A 16,177-nucleotide genomic window follows, 5' to 3' on the forward strand; every position below is an offset into this window, starting at 1 on the left:
GGCATGTTGTCGTTTCTCTTGGTCGCTTCGCTTACCTCTCCTTACAGATACTGGAGTCTATTCAGCTCCGTCCCGTCAAAGACTGAGCATGAAGATCCCGCCTTCGTTCTTCGTGTCAGGCGTGATTACTTGCGTGCCGCGGCGCACTTATCCGGTTGTCCAGTGGAAATTGTGGCCATTCTGGCTTGGCTTGGATGGCTTCTGTTAGGAGTTGCTTGGGTGTTCTTGGTCATTGTCGGTGCCCAGGGCGGTGGGTGGTGAGTTTTCCCGGATTCGAATTGGCGCGCCATTAGTGGCAGCCTGGCTTTCCATTCAGGCCCGCAACAGACAGTCCGGACCTGCGGTCAAGCGTGGACGCAGCCCTGGGGCGAGGCGCCGCCAGGTTTGCGCAAGGACCTCGTTTCGTAAATACTAGTGTTGTGGAAATGGTCTGGAGTGCCCAGTCCGGACAGAGGCCTTCGGCCGCCGGTCCGCTGGTCGGCGCCCCGGACGCGACCGAGCCCGAAGCGGACGCCACCCGCCGCCGGGTCGCCCGCTCGATTCTGCAGCACGGACCCTCCACCGCCGCCGACCTTGCCGACCGCCTGGGACTCACGTCCGCGGCCGTCCGACGGCACCTCTCGGCCCTCGAACTGTCCGGTGAACTCACCACCCGCGAGCAGCGCGTCTACGGCGCGCGCGGGCGGGGGCGTCCGGCTCGGGTCTTTGTCCTGACCGACGCCGGACGCCGCACCTTCGACGCCGCCTACGACGAACTCGCCATCAAGGCCCTCGACTACCTGTCCCGTCGGGTCGGACCCGGCGCCATCGCCGACTTCGCCGAAGAATCACTTGCCCCCGTCGAGGCAAGGTTCGACGAACTGGAGGGCCACGGCGACCGCGCCGAGCGGGTCGTCGAGGCGTTCAACCACGCCGGGTACGCAGCAACGCTCAAGCCGCTGGCGTCCGGACAACAACTCTGCCAACATCACTGCCCGGTCGCTCACGTCGCCAGGGCCTACCCCGCCATCTGTCTGGCCGAGACCAGGCTGCTGTCCAAGCTGCTCGGCAGCCACGTCCAGCGGCTCGCCACGATCGCCTCGGGCGACGAGGTGTGCACCACGCACATCCCGCACCCGGTCGCGGTAGCCATCGAGGAAAGGAAGAGCTCATGAGCACGACCACCCAGGCCCCCGGAACCGGGGCCACCCAGGACGAGCATCTCTCCGCGCTCGGGGCCTACCGCTACGGCTGGCATGACGCCGACGCCGCGGGGGCGTCCGCCAAGCGAGGCCTCAACGAGGACGTCGTCCGCGACATCTCCGCCCGCAAGAACGAGCCCGAATGGATGCTGCAGCGCCGCCTGCGCGCGCTGAAGCTGTTCGAGCGCAAGCCCATGCCGACCTGGGGCGCCGACCTCGGCGACATCGACTTCGACAACATCAAGTACTTCGTGAAGTCGACCGAGAAGCAGGCCCAGACCTGGGAGGACCTGCCCGACGACATCAAGCGCACCTACGACCGCCTCGGCATCCCCGAGGCCGAGAAGATGCGGCTGGTCGCCGGCGTCGCGGCCCAGTACGAGTCCGAGGTCGTTTACCACAAGATCAACGAGGAGCTCGAGCGCCAGGGCGTCATCTTCGTCGACACCGACACGGGCCTGCGCGAGTACCCCGAGATCTTCGAGCAGTACTTCGCCACGGTCATTCCGGCCGGCGACAACAAGTTCTCGGCGCTCAACACCGCGGTCTGGTCCGGCGGCTCGTTCATCTACGTGCCCAAGGGCGTCCACGTTTCGATCCCGCTGCAGGCCTACTTCCGGATCAATACCGAGAACATGGGCCAGTTCGAGCGGACGCTGATCATCGCCGACGAGGGCTCTTACGTGCACTACGTCGAGGGCTGCACGGCCCCGATCTACAAGTCCGACTCGCTGCACTCCGCCGTGGTCGAGATCATCGTGCGCAAGAACGCCCGCGTCCGGTACACGACGATCCAGAACTGGTCGACCAACGTCTACAACCTCGTCACCAAGCGCGCCACGTGCGACGAGGGCGCCACCATGGAGTGGATCGACGGCAACATCGGCTCCAAGGTCACCATGAAGTACCCGGCCGTCTGGCTGCTGGGCGAGCACGCCCGCGGCGAGACCCTGTCGATCGCGTTCGCCGGCGAGGGCCAGCACCAGGACACCGGCTCCAAGATGGTGCACGCCGCGCCGCACACGTCCAGCTCGATCGTGTCCAAGTCGGTGGCCCGCAACGGCGGACGCTCCTCGTACCGCGGCCTCGTCCAGGTCGACGAGGGATCGCACCACTCGGCGTCCTCGGTGAAATGTGACGCCCTGCTGGTCGACACCATCAGCCGCTCCGACACCTACCCGTACGCGGACGTCCGCAACGACGAGGTGTCGATGGCGCACGAGGCGACCGTGTCGAAGGTCAGCGACGAGCAGCTCTTCTACCTGATGAGCCGCGGCATCTCCGAGGACGAGGCCATGGCGATGATCGTGCGTGGCTTCATCGAGCCCATCGCGCGCGAGCTGCCCATGGAGTACGCGCTCGAACTGAACCGCCTGATCGAGCTGCAGATGGAGGGCTCGGTCGGCTGACCGGGCACGGACGAGAGACGAATCAATGACCACGACATTGGACGCCGCACCTGCGGTCTCCAGCCACCTCCACCCGCGCGCGTCCTGGGACGTCGCGGACCACCCGACCCCCACCGGACGCGAGGAGGTCTGGCGCTTCACGCCGATCGACCGCATCGAGCCCCTGTTCCTGGACGCCCTCAGCGGCGACAACCTGGCCTGGGAGACCTCGCTGCCGGACGGCGTCCGGATCGAGCCCATCAGCCGGGACGAGGCGCGCGAACGGTCCGTCGAACCGCCCGCCGACCGCATCGCGGCCGTGGCCGCCCACAACGCGGGCTACGCCGCGCTGTTGACGATCCCCGAGGGCCTCGAACTGGACGCCCCCATCGTCATCGCCGGCACCGGACGCGACGACCACGTCAAGGAGCACCTCGTCATCGAGGTCGGACGCCGCGCGCGGGCCACGATCGTGCTGCGCTACCGCGGTCACGCCCAGTTCATGGCGAAGACCGACGTGCGCGTCGGGGAGGGCGCCGCGCTGAACATGGTGCTCGTCGCCGACTGGGACGACACCGCCCTGCACGGCGGGCAGGCGTCCTACCTGGTCGGACGCGACGCGCAGGTGCGCACCGTCGCCGTGAGCCTGGGCGGCAAGGTCGTCCGGCTGGTCGACACGGCCCGCTTCGACGGCCCCGGAGGGTCCATCGAGCAGTACGGCCTCTACTTCGCGGACGCCGGCCAACACCTCGAACACCGCCTGTTCGTCGACCACAACGAGCCGCACACGTCATCTAACGTCGACTACCGCGGCGCGCTGCAGGGCGAGGGCGCGCACTCGGTATGGGTGGGCAACGTGCTGATCCGAGCCAACGCCACCGGCGTCACGACGTACGAGCAGAACCGCAACCTTGTGCTGACCGACGGCTGCATCGCGGACTCGATCCCGAACCTTGAGATCGAGACCGGCGAGATCGCCGGAGCCGGCCACAGCTCCACCACCGGACGCTTCGACGACGAGCAGCTGTTCTATCTGATGAGCCGTGGCATCCCGGCCGCCGAGGCGCGCCGCCTCGTCGTCGAGGGCTTCTTCGCCGACATCATCCGCCGCATCGGCGTCGGTGAGTTGGAGGAGAAGCTGATGGACGCCATCCGCGACGAGTTGGCGGTCACGGTGGGGGGCGCGTCATGAGCTTCGTCCGCGCCTGCTCGCTGGCCGACCTCAAACAGGACCGGCCGCTCGGCGTCCACATCGGCGACGTCCGCGTCGCCCTGGTGAGGTCCGGGGACGCGATCTACGCCATCCACGACGAATGCAGCCACGCCAAAATCCTGCTGTCCGTCGGCGACTTCGACCCCGAGGGCCCTGACGGCCCGACCCTGGAGTGCTACGGCCATGGCTCGCGGTTCGACCTGCAGACCGGACGCCCCCTCGAACTGCCGGCCACCGCACCCGTCCCCATCTACGCCACCGCGATCGAGGGCGACGACGTCCTCGTCGACCTCGACAACCCGATCCAGGAGTCCTGACATGTCCCTCGAAATCCGCGACCTGCACGTCGATGTCATGACGGAGTCCGGGCCCAAAGAGATCCTCAAGGGCGTCGACCTGACGATCAACCCGGGCGAGGTCCACGCGATCATGGGCCCCAACGGGTCCGGCAAGTCGACCCTGGCCTACGCGCTGATGGGCCACCCGAAGTACACGATCACGTCCGGCTCCGTCGTCCTCGACGGCGTCGACCTGACCCACCTGGCCGTCGACGAGCGCGCTCGCACCGGACTGTTCTTGGCCATGCAGTACCCCGTCGAGGTGCCCGGCGTCTCGGTGGCCAACTTCCTGCGCACCGCCAAGACGGCCCTCTCGGGCGAGGCTCCCAAGGTGCGCACCTGGGTCAAGGAGGTCAACGCCGCGCTGGCGTCCCTCGACCTCGATCCGTCCTTCTCGGCGCGCTCGGTCAACGAGGGCTTCTCGGGCGGCGAGAAGAAGCGCTCCGACATCGCCCAGCTGGGCCTGCTCGGCCCGAAGTACGCCGTCCTGGACGAGACCGACTCCGGCCTCGACATCGACGCGCTGCGCGTCGTCGCCGACGGCGTGAACCGCTACCTCGCCGACGGCACCCACGGCGTCCTGCTGATCACGCACTACTCGCGCGTGCTGCAGTACATCAAGCCGACCGTCGTGCACGTCTACATGGACGGCCGCATCGTCGCGTCCGGTGGACCCGAGCTCGCCGACCGCCTGGAGGCCGAGGGCTACGAGCAGTTCGAGGCGCGTGCGGATGCCTGATCGCTCGCCGTTCTGGCTGGCGGACGCCGTCCGGCCCGACTTCCCCATCCTGGCTCGCCGGGTGGGGGAGTGGCCGCTGACCTACCTGGACTCGGGCAACACGTCCCAGAAGCCCAGGCAGGTCGTAGACGCGATCGCCGCCCAGTACCTCGAGCACAACGCCAACGTCGCCCGGGCGATGCACCTGCTGGGCGCCGAGGCCACGGAGGCCTTCGAGGGCGGACGCGCCAAGGTCGCGTCCTTCATCGGCGGACGCCCCGAGGAGATCGTGTTCACCAAGAACGCTTCCGAGGCCCTGAACCTGGCCGCTCACGCGCTCGGCCAGCACCTCAAGCTGGGGCCGGCCGACGAGGTCGTCACGACCGTCATGGAGCACCACAGCAACATCGTCCCGTGGCAGCTCCTGTGCGAACGGACCGGCGCCACGCTGCGCTGGTTCGACGTCACCGAGTCCGGACGCCTCGACCTCGCCCAGGCGCACGCCGACGGCCTGCTCAACGAGCGCACCAAGATCGTCACCGCCGCCTGGGTTTCGAATGTGCTCGGCACCGTCAACCCCGTCATCGAGCTGGCAGCGCGCGCCCATGCCGTGGGCGCGGTCTTCGTGCTGGACGCCTCCCAGGGCGTCCCGCAACTGCCGACCGCCGTCCGCGACCTGGGGGCCGACCTGGTCGCCTTCACCGGCCACAAGATGGTCGGGCCGACCGGCATCGGCGTCCTGTGGGGCCGCTACGACCTGCTGGAGAAGCTGCCGCCGTTCCTCGGCGGCGGCGAGATGATCGAGATCGTCGAGATGGAGCGATCCACCTTCGCGCCCCCGCCAGCCAGGTTCGAAGCCGGGACGCCCCCGATCGCGCAGGCGGTCGGGCTCGGGGCCGCCGCCGACTACCTCAGCGCCCTCGGCATGGACAACGTCGCGGCCCACGAGCGGGCGATCACGGCCTATGCGCTGGAGCGCCTCAACGCCATCGACGGGCTGCGCATCCTGGGGCCCAACGAGATCGCCGATCGCGGCGGGGCCATCGCCTTCACGCTGGCCACCCCGGACGGGGCCGAGGTTCACCCCCACGACCTCATGCAGTTCCTCGACTCGCGCGGGGTCGCCGTCCGCGGCGGGCATCACTGCGCGCGTCCGCTGCACAAGCGCTTCGGCGTCCAGAGTTCGACGCGGGCGTCCTTCTATCTCTACACGACGCCGGACGAGATCGACCGGCTCGCGGACTCGCTGATCTATACCCGCGACTTCTTCACCAGGGGGGCAGCATGAGCGTCGAAGCCATGTACCAGGAGATCATCCTGGACCACTACAAGGCCAAGCATCACGCCGGCCTGCGCGACCCCTACGAGGCCGAAGTCACGCACGTCAATCCCTCCTGCGGCGACGAAATCATGCTGCGCGTCCACCTCGACGGCGACACCGTCGCGGACGTCTCCTACGACGCCGTCGGCTGCTCGATCTCGCAGGCGTCCACGTCGGTCATGTCGGACCTGGTCATCGGCAAGACCGTCGACGAGGGCATGGCCCTCGCGGCGTCCTTCTCGGAGATGATGCACAGCCGCGGCGAGATCGAGCCCGACGAAGACGTTCTTGAGGACGCCGTCGCGTTCGTCGGCGTCGCCAAGTTCCCCGCGCGCGTCAAGTGCGCCCTGTTGGGCTGGTCTGCGTGGAAGGACGCCGTCGCCCACGCCCTCGCCGCTAAGGAGTCCTGACATGTCCGAGCCGATCACCAGCAGCCTCGCCGACGCCTTCGGCGTCACTGACGAGGCACCCGTCGTCCGCACCGCGCTGGACGACGACGAGCCCCGTCCGTCGTCGCTGGTGAAGGACACCCTGCCCGGCGAGTTCGGTTCCCGGGTGGTGCCGACGCAGGAAGACATCGTCGAGGCCATGCGCGAGGTCATCGACCCCGAGCTGGGGGTCAACGTCGTCGACCTGGGCATGGTCGCCGACATCCTCATCGACGACGAGGCCAACGTGATCATCGACATGGTGCCCACGTCGCCCACCTGCCCCATGACCGACCGCCTCGAGTACAGCGCCGAGCTGGCCACCGAGGGCATGGTGAATTCGTTGGCCGTCAACTGGCTGTGGCTCGAAGTGTGGACGCCGGCCCGGCTCACCGAGGACGGACGCGAGCAGCTGCGCGCCTTCGGGTTGAACATCTGAACGCCCACGCCCCCTGGCGGTGACGCGCCTGGCCAATACACTGACGAGCTAGGCGGCACATAGGCTCTTGGAGGCGTCGTGGACACTCACCTGTACTTCTCGTTGATCCCTGAGTCGCTCATCGCGTCCCACCTGACCCCCGACCAGTTCGGCCAATACTACGCGACCGGGCACGGGTTCAAGTCGAAGGGCCAGGTGCTGTTCTTCGAGCTCGACCCGTCCTTCCGGCACCCGTTCTTCGCGATCGACGAGGCGCTGGCCAAGTGCGAAGTACACCCCGACGGCCGCCCCAAGAACTCGGTCTACGTCGCCACCTATCGCGTCCTGGAGCACATCCCCGTCAGCGCGTTGGGCACCCTCTACGTGACGACCGCCTACGGCGCGACGTTGGCGCTGGCCGCCGCGGACGCGCTGCCGGCCCCGGCGTCCGGACTGCACCTGTACAAGGAGATCGCGCCGGTCGACAGCCTGGTGGCGTCGTCGCAGGATCCGCAGCGCTTCTACGAGAGCATCGTGGTCAACCCCTCGAAGTTCGTGCGGTTCCCGGGCCTGTTCTTCGTCGAGCTGGATCTGGGCCCGCTGGCGGCCGATCCCATGGCCGCGGCCGGCCGGGACCTCCCTTATGACAACATCCACCATCTGCGCGAAGGGCTGATCGAGGCGGCGCGTCCGGACAAGACGTCGAAGATGGTCGAGCGGGTGCAGTCCCCGGAGTTCGCCTACCGGATGGTCAAGACCGGGTCCGGCTTCTACTACGGCAACGGACCCGACCTGGTGTGCTACCCGATGCCGTCCCACGACGACCTCCGCGAACACCACCCGCTGTGGTGGCGCTCGGCCAACAAGTAGCACCCTCAACAACGCCGCCCGTCGGGCAGACGGGCGGCGTTGACGTTTGCGCTAGCGGGCGGGCACTTCGTCGTCGGCGGACGCGATCGCGCGGTTCGCCCGAAGGCGGGCGTTCGTGATCGCGCCGAAGGCGATGGCGGCGGCCACGCACGCGATCGCGATGCGCAGCGGCTGCGACGCACCCGGCGCTTCGGACAAGATGATGGCGGTCGGGGCGACCAGTACCGAGACCAGGTTCATCACCTTGATGAGCGGGTTGATGGCGGGTCCGGCGGTGTCCTTGAACGGGTCGCCGACGGTGTCGCCGATGACGGACGCCTCGTGCGCCTTGGAGTTCTTGCCGCCGTAGTTGCCGTCCTCGACGATCTTCTTGGCGTTGTCCCAGGCGCCGCCCGAGTTGGACAGCAGCACGGCCATCAGGACGCCGGCCGCGATCGAGCCGGCCAGGAAGCCCGCCAGCGGACCGACGCCCAGCCCGAAGCCGACGGCCATGGGCGCCGTGACGGCGAGCAGGCCGGGGGTCACCAGCTCGCGCAGGGACGCCTTCGTGCAGATGTCGACGACACGGCCGTACTCGGGGCGTCCCTCGCCGGTCATGATCCCGGGGATCTCGCGGAACTGCCTGCGGACCTCGAACACGATCGTGGACGCCGTCCGCGTCACCGAGTCGATGCAGAGGTTGGCGAACAGGAACACCGTCGCGGCGCCCAGGACGACGCCGATCAGGGTCATGGGGGCCACGATCGAGTAGTCGGCCATGGCCTTGACGAAGGCGTCCGAGATGGTGCCCTCGCCCAGCGTGGCGCGTCCTCCTGCGACGGCGTCGTTGTAGGCGCCGAACAGGGCGGTCGCGGCCAAGACGGCCGTCGCGATCGCGATGCCCTTGGTGATGGCCTTCGTGGTGTTGCCGACGGCGTCCAGGTCGGTGAGGACCAGGGCGGCGTCCAGGTGGACCTCGCCCGACATCTCGGCGATGCCCTGGGCGTTGTCGGAGATCGGGCCGAACGTGTCCATGGCGACGATGACGCCGACGGTGGTCAGGACGCCACAGCCGGCGACCGCGATGAGGAACAGGGCGAGCCAGAGCGAGCCGCCGGCGAGGACGAAGCAGAGCGAGATCGCGACGGCGATCGCGCCGGCGGTGAAGGCCGCGGACTCCAGGCCGAGGCCGAAGCCCGACAGGATCACCGTCGCGGCGCCCGTCCGGGTGCTCGCCGCGACCCGCATGGTCGGACCCGACTCGGTGCCGGTGTAGTAACCCGTCAGCCAGAGGATCCCGCCCGCCAGGACGACGCCGATGACGACCGCGGCCGCCAGGATCAGCCGGGGATCGCCGGGCTGCCGCGACACCTCGGACGCCAAGCCCGAGAGCCCCGCGAACGTGGCCGGCAGGTACACGTAGGACGCCACGGCCGAGAGCACGATGCCGATGCCAGCTGAGAGGTAGAAGCCGCGGTTGATGCCACGCAGGCCGGGCTCGTCGCGCTTGATGCGGGTGGCCGCGATGCCGATCAGGGCTACGACGACGCCGACGGCGGCGATCAGGATGGGGAACACGAGGCCCTGCTCGCCGAGGGCGGCCTTGCCGAGGATCAGCGAGGCCACCAGGGTCACGGCGTACGACTCGAACAGGTCGGCGGCCATGCCGGCGCAGTCGCCGACGTTGTCGCCCACGTTGTCGGCGATGGTGGCCGCGTTGCGCGGGTCGTCCTCGGGGATGCCGACCTCGACCTTGCCGACGAGATCGGCGCCGACGTCCGCGGCCTTGGTGAAGATGCCGCCGCCGACGCGCATGAACATGGCCAGCAGGGCGGCGCCGAAGCCGAAGCCCTCCAACACGGCGGGGGCCTTGTCACGGAAGGTCAGGAGCGCGAGCGCGGCGCCCAGCAGGCCCAGGCCCACGACGGCCATGCCGACCACGCCGCCCGTTCGGAAGGCGATCCGGGCGCCGTCGGCCTTGCCGTCGGACGAGCCGGCCGCGGCCGCGACGCGGACGTTGGCCCGCACCGCGAGCCACATGCCGAGGTAGCCGGTGGCCGCCGAGAACAGCGCGCCGCCCAGGAACGCCACGGAGCGTCCGATCCGGACCGCCAACTCGCCGGGCAGGGCGAACAAGAGGGCGAAGACCAGGACGGCGAAGACCGAGAGGGTCCGCATCTGCCGGTTCAGGTACGCCTGCGCGCCCTCCTGCACGGCCGCGGCGATGGCCTGCATCCCCGGGGTGCCCTCGTGCTGGCGCAGCACCCACCCGCGCAGGAACCAGGCCACCACGAGGGCGACCAGCGCCATGATCCCGATGACGGCGACGATCGTGATGCTGGTGTTGCCGAAACTCACCATGAGCGGCTCCCTGTCGGGCTGGTCGGTGCGTGGAGATCGAGCATGATCGTGGCTCCTTAGGCCAAGCGCCGCTGCAGCAGCGTCGCTTCAACGGCCGTCGTCAGGACGGGTTCTCAATTCCCCGCATCATGTCAACTCTCACCGCTCAACGGGAGGGGCTGCCTTTCGGTTCACTCCGGTGGGGTCCGCTGTGCGGAACGGCTCAGCTCGCGGCGTCCGCCTTGTCCGGACGCCGTCGCGGCCGCCGCGTCCGGGGCACGCGGGCGGACGAGGCCCGCTCCGCCGGGACGAAGACGCGTTGGGGCTGCTCGACGACGCCGGCGTCCTCGGGATCGGCCGTGCTCGGATCGGAGGCCAGGAAGGAGTTGAACCAGCGGCGTTCCGGATCGTGGTCGACGAGCATCGCCTTCAGCAGCAGCGTGGCGGGCAGTCCGAGCAGGGCGCCCAGGGGCCCGAGCACCGAGCTCCAGACGAGCAGCGACAGGAACGAGACGAGCGCCGTGACGCCCACGGCGTCCCCGTTGAACTTGGGCTGGATGAAGCTCTGGATGACCATGTTGATCACCGTGTAGGCGATCACCACCACGAGCGCCTGGGCCGGACCGAGCGCGAGCAGCGCCATCAGGGCGGGCGGGATCACGCCGATCACGAAGCCCACGTTCGGGATGTAGTTGGTGAGGAACGACAGGACGCCCCAGACGAGCGCCAGCGGCACGCCCAACACCAGCAGCAACGCCACGTCGAGCACCGCGACGATCAGGCCGAAGACCGACGTCACCACCCAGTAGCGCCGCACGCCGAGCACGAAGTCGCCCAGAGCAAGCGCGCGGTGGGGCTGGTACTTGGCCAGGTCGGCCCCGCGGCGATTGATCGATCCGGCGTCCATGAGCAGGAGGAAGATGACGATCGCGATGACCCCGACGGCCGCGACGCCGTTCGAAACGCTCGCGAGCGCAGAGGAGGCCACACCGGCCACGCTCGACGGGCTGATCTCCTTGAGCTGGGCCAGCACGGCGTCCTGGGTGATGCCGAAGCTGGCCGCGAACGTGACCAGCTGGTTGTACAGCGTGACGAACCGTCCCTGGTAGCGGGGCAGCTCCCGGACCAGGGCGGACACGCTCAACCCGAGGGCGAGCATCGCGAGCCCGAGAACGAGGAACACCACCAGGCCGAGCGCCAGCGTGCCCACGAGGGGGGACGCCCCGCGCTTGAGCAGCGCCGTGCGGACGGGCCAGGCGGCAATGACGAGGTTGAGGGCCGCGAACAGCGGCCCGATGATGTCGCGGGCCGCGCTGATGCCCCAGAGGACGCCGAACAGGCCTAGCCACACGGCGAGGGTGACGAGGGTGCGGGGCAGCCCGGACTGCTCACTGTCAGACATGTGGACAGCGTAGGGGGTGGCCTCGGCACCGCGGCTTTGACCGTGCGTCGCCCGCCTCGGATACTTGCTCGTTGTGATCGTGGCGCGCGAGGTGGAGGTTCGGGTGGGAGCCCGGCTCCTGCTGTCGTCGGTGTCGTTCCAGGTGGCGTCCGGTGATCGCATCGGCCTGGTCGGACGCAACGGCGCCGGAAAGACCACCCTGACCCGCATGCTGGCCGGTGAGTCGCTGCCCTCGGGCGGCGCCATCACGAGGACGGGTCCGGTCGGCTACCTGCCTCAGGATCCGCGCACCGGCGACCTGCACATGCTGGCCCGGGATCGCATCCTGTCCGCGCGCGGGCTCGACCACATCCTGCGTCGGCTGACGACCTATTCGATGGCGATGGCCGAGGCGACCACGGACGAGGCGCGCGACAGCGCCATGACGTCGTACTCCCGGGCCGAGGCGGAGCTCGCGGCCGCCGGCGGCTACGGAGTCGAGGCCGAGGCCGCCCGCATCGCGGCCAACCTGGGCCTGCCCGACCGGGTGCTCGGCCAGGAGATCGGCACGCTGTCCGGCGGCCAGCGTCGCCGCGTCGAGCTGGCGCGCATCCTGTTCTCCGGCGCCGACACGTTGCTGCTTGACGAGCCGACCAACCACCTGGACGCCGACTCGATCGTCTGGCTGCGGAGCTACCTCAAGGACTATCCGGGCGGGCTCGTGGTCATCTCGCACGACTCTGGCCTGCTGGACGCCGTCGTCAACAAGGTCTTCCACCTGGACGCCAACCGCGCCGAGCTCGACCAGTACGCCATGGACTGGAAGAAGTACCTCGTCCAGCGCGAGACCGACGAGAAGCGCCGCAAGCGGGAGCGGGCGAACGCCGAGCGCAAGGCGGCCCGGTTGTTGGAGCAGTCGGAGAAGCTGCACGCCAAGGCGACCAAGGCCACGGCCGCGCAGAACATGGCGCGCCGGGCCGAGCGGCTGCTGTCGGGCACCGAGGGGCAGCGGGCGGCCGATCGCGTGGCGAAGATCCGGTTCCCGGAGCCGGCGCCCTGCGGCAAAGTGCCGCTCACGGCGTCCGATCTGTCGAAGAGCTACGGATCGCTGGAGGTCTTCACCGGCGTCGACTTGGCGATCGACCGCGGAGCGAACGTCGTCGTCCTGGGCCTGAACGGCGCCGGCAAGACGACCCTGCTGCGGCTGCTGTCCGGCATCGAGGAGCCCGACACCGGCGAGGTGCACCCCGGACATGGGCTCAAGCTCGGCTACTACGCCCAGGAGCACGAGACGATCGACGTGTCACGCTCTGTGCTCGACAACATGGTGTCGGCGTCCCCGGACCTCAATGAGACCGAGGTTCGTAAGATCCTCGGCTCGTTCCTGTTCACGGGCGACGATGTCGACAAGCCCGCCCGGGTGCTGTCAGGCGGCGAGAAGACGCGCCTGGCCCTGGCGATGCTGGTCGTGTCGGCCGCGAACGTGCTGCTGCTGGACGAGCCCACGAACAACCTCGACCCGGCGTCCCGCAAGGAAGTGCTGGACGCGATCCGCACGTACGCGGGGGCCGTGGTCCTTGTGACCCACGATGAGGGTGCGGTCGAGGCGCTCCAGCCCGACCGCGTCTTGCTGCTGCCGGACGGCGATGAGGACCTGTGGAGCCCCGAGTACGCCGAGCTCATCTCGCTGGCCTGAGCGATCGTGTCTATGGTGTGCGCGTGGCCAACACTGACCTGATCGACGCCCTCGCGGCGGACGGCGCCCTCAGCATCGACGAGTTCGAGCAGCTGTTGGCGACCTACACCGCGGCCGATCGCGACCATGCGGCATCCAAGGCCTACCGGATCGCGCGCCAGCAGTTTGGGACGTCCCTGACAGCCTGGGGTGTCGTGAGCGTCTCGAACGTCTGCACCAAGGAGTGCCTGTATTGCGGCCTTCGGCGCAGCAACGAGCAGGTCGAGCGGTTCCGGCTCAGCCCGGAGGACGTCGTGACGGCCTGGGCCGAGGGCCATCGGCTCGGCTTCCGGACGGTCTACCTCGAGGGCGGCGACGACCCTGAGCTGACCGACGAGTCCATGGAGCACGTGATCTGGCTCGTCAAGAAGCAGTTCGGCGACTCGACCGTGACGCTCGAGTTCGGGGAGCGGACGCGCGGCACCTACGAGCGCTACTTCGAGGCCGGCGGCGACGCCTACGTCCTGCGGCACGAGTCCGCGGACGCCGACCACTTCGCCTCGCTGCATCCGCGCCGGATGACCCTGGCGAACCGCATCCGCTGCCTCGAGGACCTCAAGGCCGTCGGGTTCTCCACGGGCTGCGGCATGATGATCGGCAGCCCGTTCCAGACGCCCGCGCACCTCGCTCGCGACCTCGCCTTCATCGCGGACTTCGATCCCGCGTCCGTCAGCATCGGCCCGTTCGTGCCCTCGGCGTCCACGGAGTTCGCCGATCAGCCGGCCGGCTCGATCGACAAGACCCTCTTCGTTCTGAGCCTGGTCCGGATCATGATGCCGACCGTCGACCTGCCGGTGCTGACGTCGGTCGCCACGGTCCACCCGCGCGGACGCGAGATGGCGGTCATGGCCGGCGCCAACGTCGTCATGCCCAACCTCACCCCGACCGTCGACCGGGCCAAGTTCGCCCCCTACGACCACAAGATCGTCTCGGGCGCCGAGGCGGCCGAGGGCTTCGAGATCCTCAGCCGACGCATGGCGGCCATCGGCTACAGCATCGGCCCGACGGCGCCCGAGCCCCGGCACCGCTGAGTTCGCGAGCGCGCGAAGGTTCTAGTGAGCCTGGTCGACCACGACCAGGGCCACGGCGAAGCCGACGAAGATGAGTCCGGCCACGACGTCGATCCCGCGCTGAACCTGCGGCGAGGCGAGCCAGCGCCGCATGGTCCGGGCGCCCACGATCAGCCCGGCGAACCAGACCATGGTCTCCACCCCGTGGACCAGCGCCAACAGGACGCCGCCCGCGACCGGGGGCAGGTCGGCCGGCAGGAAGTGCGGCAGCACGGCCACGTAGAAGACGCCGATCTTGGGGTTCAGCAGGTTGGTGGTCAGCCCTTGGCTGAACGGTGACGCGACGCCCGCGGTCTCCTCGGACGGCTCGGCCGCGTGAGGCGTCCGGGCATTCCAGAGCAGTCGGACGCCGAGGTAGGCGAGGTAGACCGCCCCGGCCACCTTGAGCACGGCGTACGCGGTCGGCGAGGCGGTGACGAGCGCCGACACGCCCACCGCCGCCGCGAGCCCCCACACGAGGCAGCCCACCGCGACCCCGGACGCCGTGGCGAACGCAGCCCTCGGACCGGCCCGCAGCGCCGAGCGCAGGACCAGCAACGTGTCGAGTCCGGGGGTCATGGTCAGGACGCCGGCCACGATCGCGAAGCGCCAGACGGCGTCCAGCCAGGTCATCGGACAGACAACTGCGCCACTGACGCCCGCACCTGAAGCGGCATGGGGACGAGAATCTCTCCTCCCGGCCGGTCGTGCGCGAGGACGATCTCCATGGCGCGCCGACCCATCTGCTCGTACGGGAGTTGGGCGGTGGTGAGCGTCGGTCGCAGATAGCCCGCGATCACTTCGTCGTCGAACGAGATCACTGATAGGTCATGGGGGATCTGAAGCCCTGCCTGCTGGGTCGCCTGGTAGATGCCGAAGGCAACCCGGTCGTTGGCGGCGATCACGGCAGTGACGTCGAGCCCGTCGTCCAGCAAGGCCTGAGTCGCCGAGTAGCCGTCCTCGGGCTCCCAGTGCCGCTTCTCGATCGTCCGAGTGAGGGCGAGTCCGCGGGTGGCCAGTTCTGCCTCGATTCCGGCGAAGCGGCGACCGATGGTGGCAGAGAGGCGGAGATCGGAGCGCAGGTCAGGGTGATCGCCGATCAGGGCGATGCGGGTGTGCCCGGTGGCCACCAGGTGGGCAGCCACAGCACGGCCCGCCTCAAACTCGTCCGGTAGAACAGAGAGGTGTTGGTCCGGGCTCGTCGCGTTGAGAAGCACGACCGGCACGCGGGAGGCGGCTGCAGGGACGTCGATCTGTTTGGCGCCCATCAGCGCAATGATCAGCCCATCGGGCTGGCGGTCCAGCATGACGTCCAGTGCTCGGCGCACCCGCTCCGGGTTCGAGCCGGTCTCCGCGATCAGCACCGTGTGGTCGAGACCCTCGGCCACGTCGAGGGCGCCCCGGATCATCGCGGAGGCGTACCGCGTGACGGTGACGTCGTCTGAAAGGAGTCCAACCGTTCTGGTCTTGCCAAGGCGCAGGCTGCGCGCCGCGGGGTTCGGTCGGTAGCCGAGCTCGCGGGCGGCGTCCTTGATGCGCTGAACGGCTTCGGGGGAGAGCCGTGATCCGGGACGGTTGTTGAGAACGAGGCTCACAGCCGTGGTTGACAGGCCAGCGTGCTGGGCGACATCCACCAGTGTCACGCGTCTTCCCATGCTCCCATCCTCCCGACTTCGGCAACGGAAATCCGCGCGCCACGCCGTGCGACCCCCGTCCTTCGGGGCTGAGTATCGCTGCCAGTAGAAACCTTTTAGCACCCCTTGACGAGCAGGGAGATCGCTCGTTACCTTAACAGTGCTAAAAGCATTTAGCACCCAA

The 16,177-nt window shown here is 68.9% G+C and carries 15 protein-coding genes; 11 read left to right on the forward strand and 4 right to left on the reverse strand.

Annotation, left to right across the window (positions count from 1 at the left end; all coding sequences use genetic code 11):
* The first annotated feature begins 425 nt into the window (after positions 1 to 425).
* From FN821_RS07655 to FN821_RS07695, 9 genes are all read left to right on the forward strand, one after another.
* The gene (locus FN821_RS07655; protein ID WP_131171579.1) at positions 426 to 1,154 is read left to right on the forward strand and encodes a helix-turn-helix transcriptional regulator; all 729 of its coding nucleotides are present in this window, start codon (positions 426 to 428) and stop codon (positions 1,152 to 1,154) included.
* Positions 1,151 to 2,590: a Fe-S cluster assembly protein SufB gene (gene sufB, locus FN821_RS07660; RefSeq protein ID WP_131171580.1), complete on the forward strand. Its 1,440-nt coding sequence runs from the start codon at positions 1,151 to 1,153 to the stop codon at positions 2,588 to 2,590. Before FN821_RS07655 ends, sufB begins: the two co-directional genes overlap by 4 nt.
* 25 nt (positions 2,591 to 2,615) lie before the next feature.
* On the forward strand, positions 2,616 to 3,761 hold the full coding sequence (gene sufD / locus FN821_RS07665) for a Fe-S cluster assembly protein SufD (RefSeq protein WP_131171581.1): 1,146 nt from the start codon (positions 2,616 to 2,618) through the stop codon (positions 3,759 to 3,761).
* The gene (locus FN821_RS07670) at positions 3,758 to 4,099 is read left to right on the forward strand and encodes a Rieske (2Fe-2S) protein (RefSeq protein ID WP_131171582.1); all 342 of its coding nucleotides are present in this window, start codon (positions 3,758 to 3,760) and stop codon (positions 4,097 to 4,099) included. The genes sufD and FN821_RS07670 overlap by 4 nt, the downstream gene beginning before the upstream one ends.
* Before the next feature lies 1 nt (position 4,100).
* Complete coding sequence (gene sufC / locus FN821_RS07675) at positions 4,101 to 4,859, forward strand: Fe-S cluster assembly ATPase SufC (RefSeq protein ID WP_131171583.1); 759 nt, start codon at positions 4,101 to 4,103, stop codon at positions 4,857 to 4,859.
* Positions 4,852 to 6,126 (forward strand): cysteine desulfurase, encoded by a 1,275-nt coding sequence (locus FN821_RS07680; protein ID WP_131171584.1) that lies wholly within the window; start codon positions 4,852 to 4,854, stop codon positions 6,124 to 6,126. Before sufC ends, FN821_RS07680 begins: the two co-directional genes overlap by 8 nt.
* Positions 6,123 to 6,569: a Fe-S cluster assembly sulfur transfer protein SufU gene (sufU, locus tag FN821_RS07685; protein WP_131171585.1), complete on the forward strand. Its 447-nt coding sequence runs from the start codon at positions 6,123 to 6,125 to the stop codon at positions 6,567 to 6,569. Before FN821_RS07680 ends, sufU begins: the two co-directional genes overlap by 4 nt.
* Positions 6,570 to 6,675: 106 nt before the next feature.
* Entirely contained in the window at positions 6,676 to 7,026 is a 351-nt protein-coding gene (locus tag FN821_RS07690; RefSeq protein ID WP_338324573.1) for a metal-sulfur cluster assembly factor, read from the forward strand.
* Positions 7,027 to 7,104: 78 nt separating this feature from the next.
* Positions 7,105 to 7,875 (forward strand): hypothetical protein, encoded by a 771-nt coding sequence (locus FN821_RS07695; protein WP_131171587.1) that lies wholly within the window; start codon positions 7,105 to 7,107, stop codon positions 7,873 to 7,875.
* Between the two features lie 51 nt (positions 7,876 to 7,926).
* Here the strand turns inward: FN821_RS07695 and FN821_RS07700 are convergent, their stop codons facing one another.
* Together FN821_RS07700 and FN821_RS07705 are read right to left on the reverse strand one after the other, a co-directional pair.
* Positions 7,927 to 10,215, reverse strand: a complete 2,289-nt coding sequence (locus FN821_RS07700) for a sodium-translocating pyrophosphatase (protein WP_131171588.1) — start codon at positions 10,213 to 10,215, stop codon at positions 7,927 to 7,929.
* 202 nt (positions 10,216 to 10,417) lie between these two features.
* Complete coding sequence (locus tag FN821_RS07705; protein WP_165489259.1) at positions 10,418 to 11,596, reverse strand: AI-2E family transporter; 1,179 nt, start codon at positions 11,594 to 11,596, stop codon at positions 10,418 to 10,420.
* A gap of 73 nt (positions 11,597 to 11,669) precedes the next feature.
* On the opposite strand from FN821_RS07705, the gene FN821_RS07710 reads away from it, so the two are divergent.
* Together FN821_RS07710 and hydE are read left to right on the forward strand one after the other, a co-directional pair.
* Complete coding sequence (locus FN821_RS07710) at positions 11,670 to 13,271, forward strand: ABC-F family ATP-binding cassette domain-containing protein (RefSeq protein ID WP_131171590.1); 1,602 nt, start codon at positions 11,670 to 11,672, stop codon at positions 13,269 to 13,271.
* Positions 13,272 to 13,294: 23 nt separating this feature from the next.
* On the forward strand, positions 13,295 to 14,341 hold the full coding sequence (gene hydE / locus FN821_RS07715; RefSeq protein WP_165489260.1) for a [FeFe] hydrogenase H-cluster radical SAM maturase HydE: 1,047 nt from the start codon (positions 13,295 to 13,297) through the stop codon (positions 14,339 to 14,341).
* 21 nt (positions 14,342 to 14,362) lie between these two features.
* Here hydE and FN821_RS07720 read toward each other — a convergent pair whose 3' ends face one another.
* Entirely contained in the window at positions 14,363 to 14,992 is a 630-nt protein-coding gene (locus tag FN821_RS07720; protein ID WP_131171592.1) for a LysE family translocator, read from the reverse strand.
* Positions 14,989 to 16,014 carry a LacI family DNA-binding transcriptional regulator gene (locus tag FN821_RS07725; protein ID WP_131171593.1) on the reverse strand — a complete coding sequence of 342 codons (1,026 nt, stop codon included), beginning with the start codon at positions 16,012 to 16,014 and terminating at the stop codon, positions 14,989 to 14,991. Before FN821_RS07725 ends, FN821_RS07720 begins: the two co-directional genes overlap by 4 nt.
* Positions 16,015 to 16,177 lie beyond the last annotated feature (163 nt).

The organism is Propioniciclava tarda (assembly GCF_900182665.1).
GTDB classification, from domain to species: domain Bacteria; phylum Actinomycetota; class Actinomycetes; order Propionibacteriales; family Propionibacteriaceae; genus Propioniciclava; species Propioniciclava tarda.

Excerpts from the sequence above, each read along its gene's own strand:
- FN821_RS07655 (WP_131171579.1), top strand. The coding sequence starts at position 426 with ATGGTCTGGAGTGCCCAGTCCGGACAGAGGCCTTCGGCCGCCGGTCCG.
- sufB (WP_131171580.1), top strand. The coding sequence starts at position 1,151 with ATGAGCACGACCACCCAGGCCCCCGGAACCGGGGCCACCCAGGACGAG.
- sufD (WP_131171581.1), top strand. The coding sequence starts at position 2,616 with ATGACCACGACATTGGACGCCGCACCTGCGGTCTCCAGCCACCTCCAC.
- FN821_RS07670 (WP_131171582.1), top strand. The coding sequence starts at position 3,758 with ATGAGCTTCGTCCGCGCCTGCTCGCTGGCCGACCTCAAACAGGACCGG.
- sufC (WP_131171583.1), top strand. The coding sequence starts at position 4,101 with ATGTCCCTCGAAATCCGCGACCTGCACGTCGATGTCATGACGGAGTCC.
- FN821_RS07680 (WP_131171584.1), top strand. The coding sequence starts at position 4,852 with ATGCCTGATCGCTCGCCGTTCTGGCTGGCGGACGCCGTCCGGCCCGAC.
- sufU (WP_131171585.1), top strand. The coding sequence starts at position 6,123 with ATGAGCGTCGAAGCCATGTACCAGGAGATCATCCTGGACCACTACAAG.
- FN821_RS07700 (WP_131171588.1), bottom strand. The coding sequence starts at position 10,215 with ATGGTGAGTTTCGGCAACACCAGCATCACGATCGTCGCCGTCATCGGG.
- FN821_RS07705 (WP_165489259.1), bottom strand. The coding sequence starts at position 11,596 with ATGTCTGACAGTGAGCAGTCCGGGCTGCCCCGCACCCTCGTCACCCTC.
- FN821_RS07720 (WP_131171592.1), bottom strand. The coding sequence starts at position 14,992 with ATGACCTGGCTGGACGCCGTCTGGCGCTTCGCGATCGTGGCCGGCGTC.
- FN821_RS07725 (WP_131171593.1), bottom strand. The coding sequence starts at position 16,014 with ATGGGAAGACGCGTGACACTGGTGGATGTCGCCCAGCACGCTGGCCTG.